Below are 20,042 nucleotides of genomic sequence, written 5' to 3' on the forward strand. Positions count from 1 at the left end.
AGCGTTTCCGTTCGCTAAACCTGCTTCCAGCCGTCGCGGTATTTCCGCTTCACAAACTGGTTAGCCGGTTCGAAATTGGTAATCCGCTGGTTTTTGCCATCCCAAAGCAGTTTCTTACGCCCCGGGAATGCGAATTTCCCGTCCGCTTTGGTTTCGCGGAAGTTGTAACTGCGAATGGCCAGGTTCCCCATAATAACGGTCTCGGTCAACGGGCCGGAATAATCAAAGGACGAGGTAAGCGCTTTGTGTGCCTGACTGTTAAATCCGGCCTTACAAGCGTCTGTCCAGGAAACCTGGTGCCCGAACTCAGGCATATCGGAATATTTGTTCTTGAACGCTCCTTCAGGCATGGTCCGTTTCTCACCTCCTTTGAGGTACAAAACAGGATTTCTGCCGTAGGTGCCGCACGAAATAACGCCTTTGGAGCCGATCAGGAGGACACCGTTGCTGCTGTCGTCTTCCCCGATAGGATCATTCGCCGGGATCAGGTCGGGATGGAAGGGGCGGATTCCACCATCATACCAGCTCATTTTCACCTCAGACTTGTTATGACTGGTTGCAGGAAACTTCAATTGGATCACCGAAGACGGCGGGCATCCTTCCGGGATATACTCAGGTGACCAGTCCTTGATGAAGACCTGTCCGACGCTGGCCTCAACTTCGCTCGGATAGCCCAGGCGAAGGGTTCTGAAGGCCGAATCGATCAAATGACAGCCCATATCGCCAAGTGCGCCGGTCCCGGTGTTCCACCAGCCGTGCCACTTGAATGGATGCCAGGCCGGGCTGTAGTCAACCCACTCGGCCGGCCCTACCCACAGATCCCAGTCAAGATAGTCAGGGACGGCTTCCTTTTGGGTCGGAAACGGAATTCCCTGCGGCCATACCGGTCGATTCGTCCAGATATGGGTTTCGTGAACCGGACCGATCAACCCTTTGTCAAACCATTCCAATATTTGCAGCTGGCCCGGGTTGGAAGCCCCCTGATTGCCCATTTGCGTCACCACCTTGTACTTTCTGGCGGCTTCGGTCAGCACCCTGGTTTCATGGAGACTGTGGGCCAGCGGCTTCTGTACATACACGTGCTTGCCCATTTCCATGGCAGTAAGTGCAACTATGGCATGGGTATGATCGGGTGTTGACACGATAACGGCATCGATGTCTTTACCCATTTCATCGAGCATCTTGCGATAGTCTTTGTACTTTTTTGCGTTGGGGTGCCTGTCGAAGCACTTTGCACCAAGCTTCCAGTCTACATCGGTGAGTGCCACGATGTTTTCCTTCCCATTGTTCCAGGCGTTCTGAACATCACCACTGCCTTTCCCCCCTACTCCCACTCCGGCAATATTCAGCTTGTCGCTTGGTGCAATAAACCCTTTCCCCAAAACGTGCCTCGGCACAATGAAGAAACTGCCAACTGCGGCCGCCGCACCCTTTTGAAGGAAGCTACGTCGGCTTACCGGCTCAAATTCGTACTTCTTTTTCATCGGTTTGAAAACTCGGAATATTGTTAAAAATAAAATTCTGGCTCCGGGCCGGACCTGCCCCGACCTAACGGAATAGGTCATTACAATCCCAATATTACAAAATTTTCAATGGCGGCTATGGAGCGAAATTAAAATTAACGGCACTATTATCTGCCGATTGGTGTTAGCAATTCCAAGACCAGACTATATTTTTGCGTCTTCATTTCAGTTCGTTCAACAGTTACTCAAAAGAAATGTTAATTACCGTAATGAAATCCAAAATCCACCGGGTTAAAGTTACCCAGGCGGAATTGCACTATGTCGGAAGCATTACCATTGACGAGGACCTGATGGATGCTGCGGGCCTGATCGAAAATGAGCAGGTACACGTTGTTAACAATAACAATGGAGAACGCCTGGTTACCTACGTTATCAAAGGAGAGCGGGGTACCGGTACAATTTGCCTCAACGGGGCTGCCGCAAGACGCGCAGAAGTCGGCGACATCATTATCATTATTGCGTATGGCACACTGAGCCAGGAGGAGGCTGCCGTGTTCCGGCCGAAGATCGTATTTCCGGATAGCCACAACAAACTCGTTTCCTAGACCCCGGGACTGCAGGAGCACCTCTGTGGGCTTCCCGATTGGTCGTCATTAGGCTTTTATTGATCGATAAAAGCTTCCAGTTGGTCGGTTGACAGGTTTAATGCCGGCACTGGCCTTAAACTTCCTGAGGAATTGCGCCTCTAAGCGTATACAGTTTAATCCTAACGCTTATGCGCCCCTTCCGCTTTACCCTTCTGCTGACTTTTTTTTTCGCGGCCACACAACTAACGGCCCAAAGCTTCCGGGTGAGCGGGACCCTGAAAGATTCAACTGACCAAAGCGGCGTACCGGGGGCCTATATTAAACTGACCCCCGCCGCGGACACTACCAAACCGGTCTACGCTGCATCGGACATCAACGGCGGCTTTTCGTTCACCGGCGTCAGTCCCGGCCGTTATGAGATGCTCATTACCAACCTGAGTTACGAAACCATTTCGCGAAAGATCGCTGTGACCAACTCTCACCTGGATCTGGGCACCATCCGGATGAAAACCGGCGCAAAAATGCTACGGGAAGTGAAGGTGGTGGGCACAATCGAACAGTCGCAGCAGAAGGGCGATACCACCCAATTCAATGCCGCTGCATTTAAAGTCAACCCCGACGCCACAACGGAGGACCTGGTGCGGAAAATGCCGGGAATTACCGTCGAAAACGGCCAGGTACAAGCCCAGGGCGAGAATGTACAACGGGTACTGGTTGACGGAAAACCCTTTTTCGGGGACGACGCAACGCTCGCTCTACGCAACCTTCCCGCCGAAATTGTAGATAAAATTGAAGTTTTCGACCGGCAAACCGACCAGGCGCAATTCAGCGGATTCGACGACGGAAATGCCCAGAAAACGATTAATATCGTCACCCGCGCGGATCGCAATAAAGGACAATTCGGAAAAATCTTTGCCGGCTACGGGCTGGATAACCGCTTTATGGCAGGCGGCAATGTAAATATGTTCAGCAGCGGGCACCGCATTTCTATGATCGGGCTGAGCAACAACATCAACCAGCAAAACTTCGGTTCTCAGGACATTGCGGGTGTGCTCGGCAACAGTGGCGGCGGGCGCGGCGGCAGAGGCGGGCGCGGCAATGGCGGCGCCGACAATTTTATGGTGGGACAACAAAATGGGATCACCAATACCACAGCCCTGGGACTCAACTACACCGGCACGTGGGGAAAGAAAACCGAAGTAAGCGCCAGTTACTTTTTTAACCGGGCCAGTAATGCCAATACGCAGATCACCAGCCGGGAAACTTTTCTTTCACGCGGGAACCAGCTTTACAACGACTCGAGTACCACCGGGAACCTCAACCTGAATCATCGGTTCAACCTTCGTTTGGAGCACAAAATAAACGATCGTAACTCACTGATTTTTTCTCCCAGCCTCAGCTTCCAAAATAATGAAAGCGCAACCGACCGGCGCGGTGTAACATCGCTCAAGGAAGACGGATCGCTTATCAACCTCACCGAAAACCACCGGCTTAACCAAACAAACGCGTTCAACCTCAACAACAGCCTTCTCTGGCGGCACCGTTTTGCCAAAGCCGGCCGGACGTTTTCCGTCGACCTTACCTCGGCCATTAACAACCGCAACCGCCAGGGCAGCCTGAACTCACTCAACCGGTACCTTTCAAATTTGCAGAATCCCGGTGACACCATTGACCAGGTTTCGGAAAACAAAACTTCAGGAATCCGCTTTGCGGCAAACGCCAACTATACGGAACCGATCGGTAAAACCGGGCAACTCCAGTTTGGTTATAACGTTTCTGTAAGCAATAACAATTCGAAAAGCGAGACCTTTCACCACGATGAAATCACGTCGGGCTATACCCGCATCGACTCCCTGCTTTCCAATACTTTTGACAACCGGTATACCACCCAGCGCGGCGGGCTCAGCTACCGGATCCGCTCAAAGTCGGGGCTGATGTTCAGCACCGGCGTGGACTTCCAGCATGCCAATCTTTTCAGTCAACAGGTGTTTCCCGGCCGCAACAAAGTAGACAATTCGTTCTTCAACGTGCTTCCGAATGCCATGCTGATGTACAGGAAACGGGGCGGTACCAACTTCCGGATGTTCTATCGTGCCTCTACCCAGGAGCCGTCGATCAACCAGTTGCAGAATGTGATCGACAACAGTAATCCCTTGTTTATGTCGGCGGGAAACCCCAACCTCAAACAATCGTACCGGCACATGGTAAGCATACGGTTCAATACCGTTTTCCAGCAAACAGGTCACAACCTTTTCGCCATGGTCTCCGGAAACACGGTCGACAACTATATTACCAATGCGACCATTATTGCACAGGCGCCTATGGAGCTACCCAACGGCCTGCTGTTACAGCAAGGCGCGCAATTTACGGCGCCGGTAAACATCAACGGCAATTATGGCCTGCGCGGCTTCCTGACCTACGGAATGCCGATAAAGCCGTGGAAACTTAACATTAACCTTAATTCCGGGGCAACTTATCAGCGTATTCCCGGTATGATTAACAACGTCCGGAACCTTTCGAACACCTACGCGCTCAGCCAGGGACTGGTACTCGGCAGCAACATCAGCCAGAACCTTGACTTTTCGCTTTCCTATAGCGGCAACTACAATATTGTCAAAAACAGCATCCAGCAGCAGTCCAACAACAACTACTATTCACAGTCATTGGGCGCCAGGGCTAACTGGATTTTCGGGAAAGGTTTTGTGTTGCAGTCTGATATTGGCAGACAGTCGTATCGCGGGCTTGGCGAAGGGTTTAACCAGCAATTCACGCTGTGGAATGCCGGTTTCGGCAAGAAAATGTTCAAAAACAACGCCGCCGAACTCAAAGTCACAGTATTTGACATTCTCGGACAAAATAACAGCATTAGCCGCGACGTTACCGAAACCTACCAACAGGACGTAATCAGTCGGGTTCTGACCCGCTATGCAATGCTCACTTTCACCTACAACCTGCGAAACTTTGGCGGCGGACAATCGGCTGCCCCGGCCCCTTCTTTTGAAAATGAGGATCGCAGCCGCGAGGGCCGCAGCCGCGAAGGCCGGTTCCCCAACGGGGACGGCGGATTCAGAGGGGGAGCCGGTGGGCCAGGAGGCGATTGATGCCCGTCAGCTTCGCCCCATAAACGGATCGGTTACACTTTCCCGGCCTGTTTCCACATGCCCGGCATACCGTTTGACCGACTGATCCATTCGTAGCTTGAAGTCGTACCAGTTGTGACTTTTGTCAAGTCTCAACCGAGCCGATGAGCGCCCACCGGACGGGACCTTCAACCCCACCGGCTGCTGGCCATAGGCATTGTCAACCAGCGTAACAGAAATTTCCTTTGCCTCCCCGTTGCGTACCGTAACCTCCAGGTCTCCTGTAAGTCTGCCTTCTTTGTCCTGCACATAGGCACAGGAAACGGTTGCATCCGTGTCTCTTGCACTACCGGCAAATTCTCTGAAAAATCCATTCGGGCCATATACCCTGAGGTGATACTCCTCACCATCAAAATCAGCCAGGTTCCAGGTTTGTTTCAAAGTATCGCCTGCCTTAACGGCGAAATTCCATACGGCGAGCTCTTCGCCTTTGTACCGGCGTATCGCATAGATAATAAACGGTGCTCCGGCAGATTTTTCACCAAAAACAGCATTTCCGGCCGACAGCGATATTTCAAATGTTTTCCTGTCCTTAGAAAGAGTCCCCCCGGCATACAGCTCATACGGAATGGCACACGACGGCCTGGTGCCCTTCTCTTGGGCGGGCAGCAAAGCGGTAGCTGCGGGATTCCTGTTAATTTCGGAAATTTCATCTGCCGACAACGGTCTGAAATTTGAAGGAGTATCCCGGAACTGCGCCTTGTGAATGGTTGTTACGATTTCATCCCGGTTCACGGGTGTTGGTTTCCGGTAGGTCGAGGGATCATACGGCTGAAAAAGTGAACTGATATTGCCGCAAATCGTCCTTCGCCATTCCGTTATATTGGTTTCCTTTACCTTTTTCCCGGATTTATGGCTGGCAAATTCCTCCAGGAACCTGATAATAGAAGTATGGTCGAACACCTGCGAGCATACTTTACCTCCTCTCGACCAGGGCGAAGCAACCACCAGCGGTACCCGGAAACCGAGACCGATAGCACCTTCCCTGGCGTTACTTTTCGGTACCTGCGACTGGTCTTGCTCCAACGTCACATATTCCGCCTTGATGTCGATACCTTCGGAAACCTTCCCCGAATCGGGTTTAAAGGGAGTTGGAATCGAAAACGGCGGAACGTGATCATAGTAGCCGTCATTTTCATCATAACACAAAATGAAAATCGTCTTTTTCCACACTTCCGGATTCTGCGTCAGGATATCGAGCGTCTCGGAGACATACCAGGCCCCGTACCAGGGCGCCGAAGGGTGATCGGAGAAATTTTGCGGCGCAGCGAGATAGGAAACCGCGGGCAACCGGCCTTCTTTTACATCCTTCCTGAACTGGTAAAATATATCACTTTTAGGTACCTGGACCCTTCGTTTTTCGCCGTTTTCCTCGTAAGTAATAGTGCTTAGCTTCAGGTAATCGGGATCTTCCCGGTTCGATACAAATGCCCGGGCATGCAGATCGCGTTCCGCTGCGGAGAACTTTTTAAGATTTTCTTCGCTGTACCGGGCCAGATCCGCTTCGTATTTTTCGAGCACTGCCGCCTGGTTTTCATAACTTTTGGAAAGCTTTGCCTTTTCCTCTCCGGAGGCAGTCGCCAGTTTGCCTTTCAATTCCAGCAGTTCTTTTTTAAGCTTTTCAGCCTCCAGCCCGGCATAACGGATATAGTCCCCGGAAGATTTAACATGGTATTGGGCAAATCGTTCCAGCGGGTTACAACCGAAATTACTCAGCCAGGAGCCTAGCCCCGGGTGAAATTGCATGATGGCCCCGACCTCGTTCTGGTAGAATTTCCAGGAAACACCCGCTTCCTGCAGACGCTCCGGAAAAGTCTTCCACCTGACCGGCTTGTTGATTGAAAAATAGCTGTTCCGCACGACCGCGAGCGCGTCCATATCCGGATGTTCACGTATCGTCCCCGACCATAAATAATAGCGGTTCGGGTGGGTGGGCGTCATGGAGGAGCAGAAGTTCTGGTCGCAAACGGTAAATGCATCTGCCAATGCGTAGTAAAAAGGGATGTCCTGCCGGTCATAAAAACCGAGGGTAAGCGGCATTTCAGCATACTCCTTGTGCCCCGACCGTTTGGAAGTCAGCCATTTGTCATATTTACCCCCGTTGTAGGCATCCACCTGCGATTCTCTGGAATGCGGCAGATCGTGCATCCAGGTAGCTTTTGTATTTTTAATATCGAGCCTGAAGGGTGCGTAGGTGTCTCCCTTTTTATCGGTCTGTAACCATACCTTGTTCTTGTTAGGCAAAGAGATGGCACGGGGGTCGTTAAAGCCGCGTACGCCCTGGAGCCTGCCGTATGCATGGTCAAATGAACGATTTTCCTGCATCAGGATCACGACATGCTCCGCGTCCAGGTAAGTGGAGCCCGGGTCGGGGTGAATCGCCATGGCGCGCTGCACCGATTCAGGCAAAAAATTCATCATGCCTGCCCCACCGGTCAGCAGGGCAGCTTTTTTTAAAAACGCTCTTCTTGAATCCATACAAATGAAAAGTTGCCTGTACTTTTTTCCTACTGTGGAGCTTCCGGCGAGGTTTATTCAATGCTCTTTTACCGGGAAAAAACGGCGAAAGACCGCTTCCCAGTAAGCCAGGTATTGTTCGTCAGTAACTTCCTTCGGCAAGCCTGCCGCCGTCAGCTGATCGTCATACATTTTCTGCATTTTGGCCCGGGCGAAACTGACTTCCTCGGCGGATTCCGGGTACGGTCCCTTGTCGGTTTCCGCAAGCCAGTTTTCCAGAACCTGCTTAAGGGTGTTCAACTGTTTGGCGTAAGACGGGTCTCCGGCAAGATTTTTCGTCTCAAAGGGATCTTTGCGCAAATCGTACAGCTCGTACTCAGGCCGCGTGTCTGCCATAAAATGCGCCTGAACAGGGGTGAGTTCACCGCGCTTTTTCAGCACCTGCATCAACGTCAGAACCGGGTACGAAGTCTTCTTGTAGGCATTAAACTGCGTATAGGGGCGCTCCGGGAAATAATTCCGGATCAACTTAAACTCCCTGGTCCGGACCATGCGAATCCGGTCAAGAGTTTCGTCGCACCGGTCCCTGGAGGAAAAAACGTAGGTGTTCGGAACCGAATTTTCCTGCAGGAAATCCCGGCCCTGCATAAACGCCGGAACACGAAGGCCGGCCAGCGACAGCGTCGCGGCTGCAAGATCCGTGTTGCTGACAAGCCGGTCGCTCACACCCGATTTCCGGATACCGGGGCCTGCAACAATCAACGGTGCATTAACGCCGCCGTCATACAGGAACTGCTTTCCCCGAATGTGCGGATGACCGTGGTCCCCGAAGAAAAAGACCACCGTATTGTCCTCCAGTCCGTTGTCTTTGAGTCGTTGCAGGATCGCCCCGACTTGTTTATCCAGCAGCTGCACGGTTTCCAGGTACATCGCCCAATCCTGCCGGGCCATCGGATGATTGGGGTAGTAAGGCGGGACCACCACCTTATCGGGATTAATCGGTCGCTCCGGGTCTCTTTCAAACGGACGGTGGGAGAGCTTCAGATGCACCTGGGCAAAAAACGGCTGTCCTTCTTTCCTGCCGCTCCAGTCGAACCCGTCGTACAGCGCTGCGGGGTCATGCTCGAAATTATACCCGGTATAATAAGGGCCTTTCATCGCAACGCCGCCCGTGTTGGCAACATAATAGCCACCTGCCTTCATCAGCAGGGGCAACGGGGTAATTCCATCGGGGAGCTTTGTTTTTTTATTGGGAAACTGGTTATGGCAATTGATGCTGACGGCATGCATCCCGGTAATAAAAGCAGACCGGCTTGGCGAGCACACCGCTCCGGCCGTGATCATGTTACGGTAGGCAACTCCTTTTCCTGCCAGCCGGTCGAGGTTCGGCGTATGAATGAGCTTATTGCCATAGCAACCGAGCTCATTCCCGATGTCATTTGCTACAATCCAGAGAATATTGGGACGTTTCTCTGCCTGGGCAACGATGGTGCCCGGCAATATACCGGCACATATCGATGCGAAAAGTACACGCCACACGGCGGCTCCCGCGAACCACTCCTGTAGGTTTAATCTGAGGTATTTCATGGTTTTGATCAGGTAGCTATCATTCAGCATTTTCAAACGTATTCGCAATCAATCCCAGGCTTCCCAGGAAGTCCCGGCACGCCGCCTTTACATTGTACGGTACCTTAAACCGGTCTGTCTTTTGGTAGGCTTCTTCAACGGCACCCACAAAAACAGACTTTTCCGGAGTGTACAAAAGCATGTTAAGCGCGAGCAATGCAATGTCCTGGTTCTCTGACTTAATGAAACTGACCAGGTTTTCCCGGGCTGCAGGCCGGCCCCAGTGATGGTAGCACAACCACGCAGCGAGGACTGCCGCCGGCGGATAAGTGTCCTGAAGCGCAGCCTCCAACTGCGGCCTGTAGATGTCGAGTCCTCCCTTGCGGTACGAGCAGAGACTCATGAGGCCCCAATACCGCCTGACGGAATCAGCTTCGCCAAGCAGCTTTATTTGCGCTTTCAATGATTTCTGATCCGTGAACCCGGACAGGTTGGCTGCCTGCAGGATCCGGTCAGCCGGGTACTTCTTTGCGTCCTTTCGGAACTCGTAGGGAGTCGTACCGGCAGGCAGGCCGGAAATAGCGTACTCGGGAAGAAACATCACATCGCGCGCCTGTTGCAGTTCTTTTTGCAAAGCGGCGCGCATTTTCTCTTTCACGCTCCGGTAGGCGGGATCTTCCGCCAGGTTTTTCAGCTCCCACGGGTCCCGGCTTAAATCATACAGCATTTCTGGGGGACGGGCTGCAAACAAAGAAGCCTGAACGGCGTTCAGCCTGCCGTCACGACGGTCCTTTCGCATTTCCTGTTTGATTTCGCCTATTTCCATGTAGCGGATATACCGTACTTCGGGCAGAAAGGGCATAAAATTCCGCGTGTAAACCAACCTGCCGTCGGTCACCGTCCGTGCCAGGTCAGTACTGTTGTCAGAGCGATCGCTGGAAAGAAAACAGTAGGATGGCGGTGTTTTCCTGGCCTTCCCCAAAAAAGCTCTACCTTTCATCTGCCCGGGGATCTCTGCCCCGGCCAGGCTCAGTATACTCGGTCCGAAATCCTGAAAATCGACAAGTTCCTGTACCGTACTCCCGGGCGCCCCCCAGGGTGACAGGTGGCGGTACTTCGGCGGGAACCAAACCACCAGGGGAACCCGGTACGAGAGATCGATACTATTGGTTTTCCCGCGCGGTATTCCTTCGCCATGATCGGCGAAAAACCAGATAATCGTATTTTCCCTTAACCCTTCGTTTTCCAGCCGCTGCAGCAACCGGCCGATTTTCTGGTCTGTCAGGGTGATGGAGTTATACACCCTCGCCAATTGCTTCCGCATGGCGGGGCTGTCCCGGTAAAAGGGCGGAACGTCAAAGCCTTCGTCCGGAGTGCGTATAGCCGGCTCAAGCTGTTCCAGGACTTGCTTCTGATAACGCGTGTAAGGGAGCGTCATGGTACGGGACTGATGCGAGTCCTCAAAGTTGAATACTGCAAAAAAAGGTTGTCCCGGACGGCGATGACTCCAATCGGCCGCCGCGTCGCATTCATTCCAGGCCTCAGCGATGAAATTCTTTTCCCCGGCGATATTGTAGTCGGTCTTCTTATTATTGACCGTAAAATAACCTGCCTGACGGAGGTAGTACGGAAACCCTTTCACAAATGAAGGCAGCGGGACTTTACTCCGGTGATGCCCCGTACCGGCCTCATAAGTTTTGACGGCCGTGATGAGCGCGGTGCGGCTGGGCGAGCATACCGATCCGGTTGAGAAGGCATTTGTGAAACGGTACCCTTCGGCAGCCAGCCTGTCCATTACCGGCGTTTTGGCATTTCGATTTCCATAACTCCCGATAAATTCCGGGGAAGTGTCTTCAATGGTCACCCACAAGATATTGGGTCTGTCGTCTGCCGCATAGGCCGCCGACAGGCTTGTCAAAGCCAGGACTGAAAACCAAAAAAACGTGTCCCTATAGCTATTTCTCATATTCGGAAACCTCAAAATCTGACGGACTGACCCAACCGGCTTTCAACTTTTCCCCTTTTTTCCATCGGTTGTAAAAATCGGCAGTAGCTTCTTCTGCATAAGGATAGCGGTCGAAAATTGCGCCTTTTCCGAACATACGCGGGTCGCCCTGCTTTTTGAGGGCTGCCTCCATTTCGTTTCTCAATTTCTTTAACACGTTCAGATGCGCCGCATCCGCCGCCAGGTTTTTCATTCCGTGGGGATCCTCCGTCAATTGGTACAGTTCCTCGGAAGGACGCTTGCCAAACGACAGATCCCAGAAAGTATCTTTTCCGTTATGTCGCTTGCGATTCAGGATCTCGGTTTTGGTCGGCCCTCCATCCGAATCAAGATACCCGGTCTCCGGATTTCCTGCCGGCCATCTTGCAGGTTCGTAATTCTTCAGATAGAAATACCCGTCTTTTACCAAACCCCGTACCGGGAAACCCGCATCGTCCGGGCGCCCGACGTCAGTTCGTTCGCGCCCGAGCAGGACCAAATTGCGCCGATGACCGGCCTCCTTATGGTCGTCTGAAAGGAGCAGCGGCAGCAAGGATCTCCCTTGTACCGGCTGCATGCCTGTCTTTCCGGCATCAACGCCGGCAGCCGCAAGGAAAGTCGGCGCAAAATCAATAAAGCTGACGTAGTCCGTTACAGTTCGCCCTTTGCTCTTCATTTTTCCTTTCCACATCATCGCCAGCGGGAGGTGGTTCGAAAACTCGTATACATTTCCTTTCACACGCGGGAACGGCATCCCGTTGTCAGACATAACCACGACAATCGTGTTTTCCAGCTCTCCTGCTTCCCCGAGGAGTTTCAGAATCGCGCCCAGCTGGCGGTCAAAATATTCTACTTCGAGCGCGTAATCCAGCAGGTCATTCCGTACCACCTCATTATCCGGCCAGTATGGCGGAACTTCAGCTATATCCGCTGTTTTTTTACCCCCTACCGAAACACCCGAGCCGTAGGTATAGCCGCGGTGAGGTTCCGCTGCCCCGAACCAGAAACAAAAGGGCTGTTCTCCCGGTTTCTCAGAAAGAAATTCCCTGAAGTTCTCCGCATAGTCAATGTTTGACATTGCCGGTGTGGGAGGCGTGATTTTCTTTTGGTTGTATAGCGGTCCTGTCAGCTGACGCGGTTTCCCGTTCCTGTTGCCGGCCTTCCCGGGCGCCCACCCTTTCCCGGTAAAGCCGGTACGGTATCCATTGTCACCGAGCGCCTCCATCCAGGTCACAAATTTATCAGGGAAATAAGGGACATGATTCCCGGCTTCTTCAAGCTGCCACGGATTTCTGCCCGTCAGGATACACGCGCGGGACGGCGCGCATTTTGAATTGGGCGTGTAGGCATTGGCAAACAAAACCCCTTCTCTCGCTACATAATCGAAGGCAGGGGTTTGAAGCCAGGGGGTTTTGTGATAAGCATTCAGAAAACGGAACGACATATCGTCGGCAATGCAAAACAATATATTGGGAGCTTTTTGCTTCCCGCCATTCCCGTTGGCCGCCTGAGCTGCCGCATGCCCCGCAGCAATCACCAGGAGGCACAGGAATATCAAATGGGTTCCTCGAGCCATATTTCGGTTAGTTTTGTTTAAAGTTAAGCTATTTTAATCCGGCTGCTCCAGTTCTTTCCAAAACCTCCGGACGCCAGCCATTACCGGTCGATCCGGCTCTTCGGCCGAGCGAACTATTTCATCGAGCGCGACGCCTCGTTTATGGAGCTGGCGCCCGATCTGTATCCCAACGGCCTGGTCAAATTTCCTCGCTTTGTGAAATAAAATCCGTGGCTGTGCGCCGTATTCAGACACCAGTTTTCGGGCATAGGCTCCCGCACTGGTCCAGGTCTTTCCGGTTGCTGCGTAAACCACACCGGAGATTCCCATCACAACCGGGTTCCAGGCCGGCGACGACTGCTGGTAAGGCCGTGCAATTTGCCAGTAAGGTTGCTTTCTTTCTCCCCGGCCCCACGCCACTGCTACCAGGAAAACGTCATGCGCCAAAGCCGGCAGCCGCCAGGTCTGCCCGCTTTTTAACCCGGCTTTTTTTCCGTTCCCTATAGCCGCTTCCCTGATCAGGACCCCGTTGGCATACAGCGCGACGGAATCTGCCGATACCCAGGAAGGCCCGGACACCTGCACCTTTACCTCCACTTCCCGGTTACCGACCCGGATGGTGTCGCCTGCTTGCCCGGAACGGTTAACCGTAATCTCGGTCAGCAGGCCAAAAGCCACCATGGTTCTCCCCTTTGCGAAATTCCTGAGCAGGGTTTTGGTATCCAGATTACCTGGCAATTCGTCATTTCCCCGGACGTAGGTGCGCGCCTGTCCGACCAGGTAGCGGCTTACCGTGTGCGAATCGGACGAACCGACGCCCGCAATAGCCCTGCCACTATTGATCAGCCCGAACCAATCTTCTACGGGCCGCATCATCTGCGACTGATGTGCACCCGAATTAATCAGTTCCATGGCATTGCCGGCTATTTCCCATCCGTTTCTGTTCCAGCCGGCAGCGGCTACATGCAACTTCGGATCAAACGGCCGGAAGCCAGCATGGATATCCCGGGGATGATTGAATACCATCACCTGTAGCCCCTTTATCTTCGCTGTGGTCGCAGTTACCTGCGTCCAATCAGTTGCCCCGTAGTCCGGCACCGGCCGGGACCGGTCTACCGGGAAAATATTAAAGTGACCGACACGGGTGGTCAGTTCCATTCCGTCGACCACCGTAAACCGGTTGCCAACGCCGGCCTGATCAATTGCCTGGCTGAGGTCGGCATATACATTGTGATCGGTAGCCACCGGCATTTCCAGGTGTTCACCGGCGAGGGTAACCACGCGCTCGGCAACGGTCGCATCGCCATGCCGGGAATAGGAATAGGTGTGAACATGGGGGTCGGAGCTCACCAGCCCGGATGTTTCTACCTCTCTGGCAATCCGTAAATGCAGTTTCCCTGTTTTTCCTTTTTCGACAGTCACTGTTGACGAATCAACTCCATATTCAAACCCGCGCGTAGCATAAACGGTGTAGGTGCCGGCCCGAAGCGGCACTGTCGCTTTTCCATCGGCCGTGTAGACAAAGCCGGGGCGCAGTGCCAGGCCGGTTCCGGCAGAAATACCCAACGGTACATACCCACCGTTTCGATCGACAATTGTAAAGCGGCCCGGCATCGGCAACTTCGAAAGGCGGTCTGTCAACTCCAGCTCCAGTTCCGACTCACTCAGTAATTCCGGCAGCCTGCCTTTTTCAATAATTATGTCGCTGACCAGGATATCATTGGGCAGATCCGTATAGGGTGCTTTTACCATCGCAGCGATGCGCAACTTGTTTTTGCCCGGGGAAAGGATTCCGGGCGCCAGTGAAAACGCCGTAACGATCTCTTTTTCGTCGACTTCCAGCTTCCCGATCAGCGAATCATTCAACACCACCACCCAATCGTGCATGACCCCGTATTGCCGTATAAACATACTGAAATCGCCGGAAGATTCGGGTACTGAAAACACCAGCTCAAGATAGGGTTGAACGGGCAACCCTCTGCCAATGTCCGCCCATTGCTCCCGGTTGCCATACCGCAGGTGAAATTTTTCCTGGGCTGCAAAAACAGTTTGCCCCGCGGCTTCGCCCGAATACAATATGAACAAAGCGGCCGCCGCCAGCCTGACGGTCCGCCGTACCCGGTGCCAAAGTGCATTAAAACCAAGAAAGACTTCAGCCGGCATACGCTCAGGGGTTCTGAACCAGGTTGGGGTTAAGCACAATTTCCTGCTGCGGTATAAAATAGACTACCCGCGGATCGTTGGGTTCAATCACCTGGGTTGTCTGCCCGCTCAACAGGTGGTACCCCGGGTAATTCCGAACCAACGCGCGGTTATTCCGGAACAGGTCAAATTTCCGCTGGCATTCGAACGCAAGCTCAATCCGCTTCTCCTCGAGTACGGCATCCAAAACCGATTCATGGCCACCGAGACTACCTTTGCTATAGAGAGAATTTGCCAGCCCGGCCCGTTTCCTGATCACATTGACATCCTCCAGCGCCTTTTCTTCCTGCCCCAGGTGGGCATAGGCTTCGGCTCTGATGAGGTAGATCTCCGCCAGCCGCAGGTATACGGGGGAGCTTAGTGTTTGAATTCCATCCTGGCCGGAATACTTGTAAATAAAATACTTGGGAATACCGTTACGTGTAGCCAACACCTGTTTGCCGGAAGCGTCTGTAATATACACCGGCCCGGAGAAACTATGCCTCACGTCTTCCGGATGCTTGTCCAGCACGGCCCGGTACGTTTCTGAAGTATACATTTCCCCCCATCCCAGCCCGGCTGTTCCGTCGTACATGGACCCTATTGAAGCCTTTGCCCGGTCGTCGCTAACGGTGTGCCTGATGGCAAAAATCGTCTCCGGATTTTGTTCGTTGGAAATCGTAAAATACTTCTTGTACGTCTCGGTATCCAGGAGCGTATACCGTTTCGAGGCAATCACCTCATCGGACATCGCAACGGCTTTCTGGAAATCCCCTTTAAACAGGTACACCCGTGCCAGGAGCGCTTTTGCCACTTCTTTCGAGGCGAAACTGCTGTTTTTAGTGGATGCCATCAACCCGCCGGCTTTTTCCAGGTCAGCAATAATCTGGCTGTAAACCTCAGCAACCGTACTCCTGGGCGGCAGCGCACTTGTCTCGGTATCAATCCGGATCATAATACCCGGCCCCTTGCCCTCATCCTGGGTAAAAGGCCTGGCAAAAAGTGTAACGAGGTCAAAATGAGCCATTGCACGCAGAAAATAGTTCTCGCCGAGCAACTGGTCGCTTTCCGGCGACACGCCCTCTCCTACCTGTTCAATGATCTTGTTTGTACCATAAATCACTTCATACGCCTTGCGCCAGAAATTATTGGTCTGGTTCATCGATTCAAGGTGTCTATAATTGTACGCATAGAAAAGGTTATCGCCGGTGGCGCCGCTCAATGTCACATTATCGCTCGGATACTCGGCGAGCTGGTGATAAAACTTAGCATAATTGACGTGTTTGACGATACTGTAATTCCCCAGGGTGGCAGTGCGTACGCCGTCCGTAGTCGTCAGCATTGTCGAGGCATCTTTCCCGTTATAAGGTTCCAGGGAAAGGTCGCAAGCCGGCAGGATAATTGCCAATGCTGCGAATTTGATATTACGAATGAGTGTTTTCATTTGTGTAAAAAGGTTTGAGCAATGAGCGCCTGCGGCAGGCTGCTTTGAAGTACGAGGATGGCTTGGATATTAAAAGCTGCCCCCTCAAACCTCACGCCTCAAAGCTCAAGGCTGTTTAGAAACCTATGTTAATTCCGAACAATAATTTTCTACTGTTAAAATATTTGGCAAGGCCCGTTGCACCGGCTTCGAAACCGACCTCCGGATCCATTCCTGTATAGGGTGTCCAGGTGAGCAGGTTGTCACCGGTCCCGTATACCGACAGTTGCCCCAGCCCCAGCCTTTTGAGAATCGCTTCGGGAAATTGGTAAGCCAGTCTCACGTTCCGGAGCCGGATATAGCTGGCATCCAGCAGGAACCGTGAAGAGGCTTTGCTCGAGTTGAGATTTCCGCCGAGAATGGCTTTTGGATGAGTAGCCTGATCTCCGGGGTTCTTCCAGTACGATTCTCCGGGCCGCAGCACCACACTGTTCACAGTGGGATAAGCACCGTCCGCGCCCAGGTTCTCACGAAGGCTCTCGTACACGTCGGCACCGCTCACAAATGAGAACAGGAAGTCCAGCGAAATCCCTTTGTATTGTAAAGAATTGTTAAAGCCGCCGGTAAAATCGGGGATACTTTTTCCTACCACCTGGCGGGTCGCTTCATTATAGTTCGATGTGTTTTCCTTTTTCACGACAGCCCCGGACTCGTCGTAAGTCAGCTTTTCCCAAAGCGGCGATCCTGTCTGTGCATCCACGCCCATCCATTTCTGCATGTACCAGGTACCGAGCGGCTTCCCGACAATAACCCGCCTGACACCGAGGTCAATATCCTGGTTCTTGTAGAGCTCCATCACCCGGTTCCGGTTAAACCCGATATTAAAATTGGTTTCCCAGGAAAATCCGCCCGACGAAAAATTAACCGATGTTACATCCAGTTCAATCCCCTTGTTCCGGATAAACCCCACATTCTGGATCTGGGTCGAGAAACCGGCGGCCGAAGACAGCGGCACATCGAACAGCAGGTTTTTGGTATCGCGCTGATAGAGGTCAAGCGCTAGCGTAATACGGTTGAACAGCCCCAGGTTGAAGCCGAGGTTGGTTATATAGGCTTTTTCCCAGGTCAGGTCCGGATTGGACAAGCGCGCCGGAATAGCCGCCGAAATACCGGCATACTGCTGCGAGAACGAATAGAGTCCCCTGGTTACGAAATCGGTAATGTTGGCGTTACCGGTCGTGCCGTAGCTGCCGCGGAACTTCAGGAACGTAATAGTACTGTTCCCTGCAAGAAACTTTTCGTTGGAGAGGATCCAGGATCCGCCGAGCGCCCAGAAATTACCATACTGATTGCGGTTGCCGAACTTGGACGACCCGTCCCGCCGGACAGAAGCCGTCAGGAAATAGCGATCGGCAAAACTATAGTCTGCCTGGCTGAAATAAGAATTGAAATTGCTCTTGTATTTGTTTCCGCCCACACTCACCGGAACCGCCGCTACGTCCAGGATACCCAACCCCGCAGGTACGCCGCCGCCGCTGCTCAGCACATTTTCTCCATAGTTGCTTTGAAATTCCATCCCGATCAGGCCGCTTAAAGTATGCTGCCCCCAATTTTTATTGGCTTTAAGGAGGTTCGAGTTCAGCAATGACTGGCTATAACCGGTGCCATTGGTTAACAAGCCATTCCGAATGCCGCCGGTCAATGTCCTGGGATCATCGTAAATCTCCGACCTGGTATTGCCCAGATCTGCCCGGTTGGTGCTGGAAAAACTGAGAAAATCGTTGATCGCGTAGTTCAGGACAAAGTCGCCCTGTACGCCGGTAGACCGCGCAAGGCTGTAATTATACTGCATCGGGAAAAGAAAATTGAAGCGGTCCCGGCCGAACCAATCCGGCTCCGTCCCCACCCTTACTGACCCGTCGGGATTGTACGGGTAGTCCGTCGGCAGGTTGTAAAAAGTAGTCCAGGCCCCGCCGCGCTCACCCGAGTAGTCAAAGGTAGTGTAGTCCATTTTCCCGTTCACACGGCCCGAAATACTCAGTTTATCATTAATCTGGTGCGACAGGTTCATGCGGACATTGAAACGCTTATAGTCCGAATTGGTCATATTACCTTCCTCATCATAGTAATTACCGCTGACATAGAACCTGGTTTTTTCATTTCCCCCTGAGGCCGACAATTCATAATTCTGGGTAAGCCCGTTGCGGTATACCAGGTCGCTCCAGTCCGTATCATGATCCAGCAGGCTCGATGGGAAATTGATATTGAGATATCCATCCAGCGTCGTCGGGAACTTCTTGGACTCCAGCCAGGCCTGAATCTGCGCGTCGGTAGGGTTCGGGTTGGTTTTCTGAAGGTCCGCTATATAGGAAGCCCGTTTACCGTCATAATCCGCCGTGTACATCGGAAGCGAGTAGTCATAGTACTGCCGCGAATTCATCATCCTGAACTTGCCCCTCAGCACGCTGCTGCTGCCAATTGCCGTATTCAGGTTAATTTTTGTCTTGCCGGCTTTTCCGGTTTTGGTGGTAATAACAATCACCCCATTTGCGGCCCGGGAGCCATACAGGCCTGTGGCAGCTGCATCTTTCAAAACGGTGACCGACTCAATATCATTCGGGTTGGCCGTACCGCCGATCACCCCGTCGACGACATACAGCGGATCGGCACTGGCCGAAATTGTACCGGTACCCCTGATCCTGACCGCGGGGGCCGCTCCGGGCTGGCCGCTCGCCGAAGAGACGATAACCCCCGGCGCTTTACCCTGGAGCATATTCCCGAGGCTGGGAGTGGTTACGCCTTTTAATTTATCGGCATTAATGACCGAAACAGCACTGGAAAGCTCGCTCATATTCTTGGAGCTGTACCCCACGACCACCACCTCCTCCAGGCTCTTCTGGTCGACTTTCAGTGCAACCTCTACAAATGTCCTGGATCCGACTTCAATTTCCTGGCTTTCGTAGCCCACAAAAGAAAACGTTAGTGCTGCAAATCCCTCGGGCACAGAAATCTCAAATGCCCCGTCCACATTGCTGATCGTACCGCGTTGCGATCCCTTTACCACAATATTGACACCGGGCAGGCCGTCGCCTTTTTCGTCGGTTACCCTTCCCTTCACCTGCTTTTCCGCTGCCGGGTCCGACATACTTCTCAAAGGGGTTTCAAGAGTGCTTCCCGGTTCTTCCACACTGATGAGGATACGGTCGCGCACGATGCTGTATTTTACGCGGTCGGGCTCGAACAGGGCATCCAGCGTTTCAGAGACGCTTTTGTTCACCACTTTAAGCGTAACTTTCCGTTTGAGCGGCACTAACCTTGATGTATATACGAACTTCACATTCGCCTTTTTCTCCACCTCGGCCAAAGCCGTTTTTATGTCCACACTTACAAAGTGGACGGTTACGGGCCTGGCGAGCAGTTCCTGGGCCTTTGCCTCATGCCCATAGGTATAGGCTGCCGTAACGAACCCGATGAACAGTTGCAAGACTGATATTTTCATAAGGATACCCCACCTGGTTATGAGTTTTCTTGGTTTTTCCATTCCTTTGTCTGGTTGAATCTTGGACGATTTGACATAATACTCTCCTGTCTCTTTTTTCTCAAAGAGAGATAGCCGGATACTTTCCGGGGGTGTTATCTGCCGGGGATGGTGGTGCATTCCCGGCATTTTTTTAAGTTTTTTGTTA

At 52.7% G+C, this 20,042-nt stretch carries 10 protein-coding genes; 2 read left to right on the top strand and 8 right to left on the bottom strand.

Annotation, left to right across the window (positions count from 1 at the left end; genetic code table 11):
- Positions 1-14: 14 nt before the first annotated feature.
- A complete protein-coding gene (locus ABD852_RS06500) occupies positions 15-1,484 on the bottom strand; it encodes a Gfo/Idh/MocA family protein (RefSeq protein ID WP_345027395.1) in 1,470 nt (489 codons plus the stop codon).
- 233 nt (positions 1,485-1,717) lie between these two features.
- Here ABD852_RS06500 and panD point away from each other — a divergent pair, with 233 nt between their 5' ends.
- Both panD and ABD852_RS06510 read left to right on the top strand, forming a co-directional pair.
- On the top strand, positions 1,718-2,068 hold the full coding sequence (panD, locus tag ABD852_RS06505; RefSeq protein WP_345027399.1) for an aspartate 1-decarboxylase: 351 nt from the start codon (positions 1,718-1,720) through the stop codon (positions 2,066-2,068).
- A gap of 170 nt (positions 2,069-2,238) precedes the next feature.
- Positions 2,239-5,151, top strand: a complete 2,913-nt coding sequence (locus ABD852_RS06510) for an outer membrane beta-barrel protein (protein WP_345027402.1) — start codon at positions 2,239-2,241, stop codon at positions 5,149-5,151.
- 6 nt (positions 5,152-5,157) lie between these two features.
- Here ABD852_RS06510 and ABD852_RS06515 read toward each other — a convergent pair whose 3' ends face one another.
- The 7 genes from ABD852_RS06515 to ABD852_RS06545 all read right to left on the bottom strand — a co-directional run bounded on the left by ABD852_RS06515 (position 5,158) and on the right by ABD852_RS06545 (position 19,897).
- Complete coding sequence (locus ABD852_RS06515; protein WP_345027405.1) at positions 5,158-7,668, bottom strand: phosphocholine-specific phospholipase C; 2,511 nt, start codon at positions 7,666-7,668, stop codon at positions 5,158-5,160.
- Between the two features lie 57 nt (positions 7,669-7,725).
- On the bottom strand, positions 7,726-9,234 hold the full coding sequence (locus ABD852_RS06520) for a sulfatase family protein (RefSeq protein WP_345027407.1): 1,509 nt from the start codon (positions 9,232-9,234) through the stop codon (positions 7,726-7,728).
- 19 nt (positions 9,235-9,253) lie between these two features.
- Positions 9,254-11,179 (bottom strand): sulfatase family protein, encoded by a 1,926-nt coding sequence (locus ABD852_RS06525; RefSeq protein ID WP_345027410.1) that lies wholly within the window; start codon positions 11,177-11,179, stop codon positions 9,254-9,256.
- Positions 11,169-12,773: a sulfatase family protein gene (locus tag ABD852_RS06530; RefSeq protein ID WP_345027413.1), complete on the bottom strand. Its 1,605-nt coding sequence runs from the start codon at positions 12,771-12,773 to the stop codon at positions 11,169-11,171. The genes ABD852_RS06525 and ABD852_RS06530 overlap by 11 nt, the downstream gene beginning before the upstream one ends.
- 33 nt (positions 12,774-12,806) lie before the next feature.
- Complete coding sequence (locus tag ABD852_RS06535) at positions 12,807-14,915, bottom strand: CehA/McbA family metallohydrolase (protein ID WP_345027414.1); 2,109 nt, start codon at positions 14,913-14,915, stop codon at positions 12,807-12,809.
- 4 nt (positions 14,916-14,919) lie between these two features.
- On the bottom strand, positions 14,920-16,377 hold the full coding sequence (locus ABD852_RS06540) for a RagB/SusD family nutrient uptake outer membrane protein (RefSeq protein WP_345027415.1): 1,458 nt from the start codon (positions 16,375-16,377) through the stop codon (positions 14,920-14,922).
- 115 nt (positions 16,378-16,492) lie between these two features.
- Positions 16,493-19,897, bottom strand: a complete 3,405-nt coding sequence (locus tag ABD852_RS06545; protein WP_345027416.1) for a TonB-dependent receptor — start codon at positions 19,895-19,897, stop codon at positions 16,493-16,495.
- Between the last annotated feature and the right edge of the window lie 145 nt (positions 19,898-20,042).

The sequence above is a fragment of the Ravibacter arvi genome (assembly GCF_039540405.1).
In the GTDB taxonomy this organism is placed as follows: domain Bacteria; phylum Bacteroidota; class Bacteroidia; order Cytophagales; family Spirosomataceae; genus Ravibacter; species Ravibacter arvi.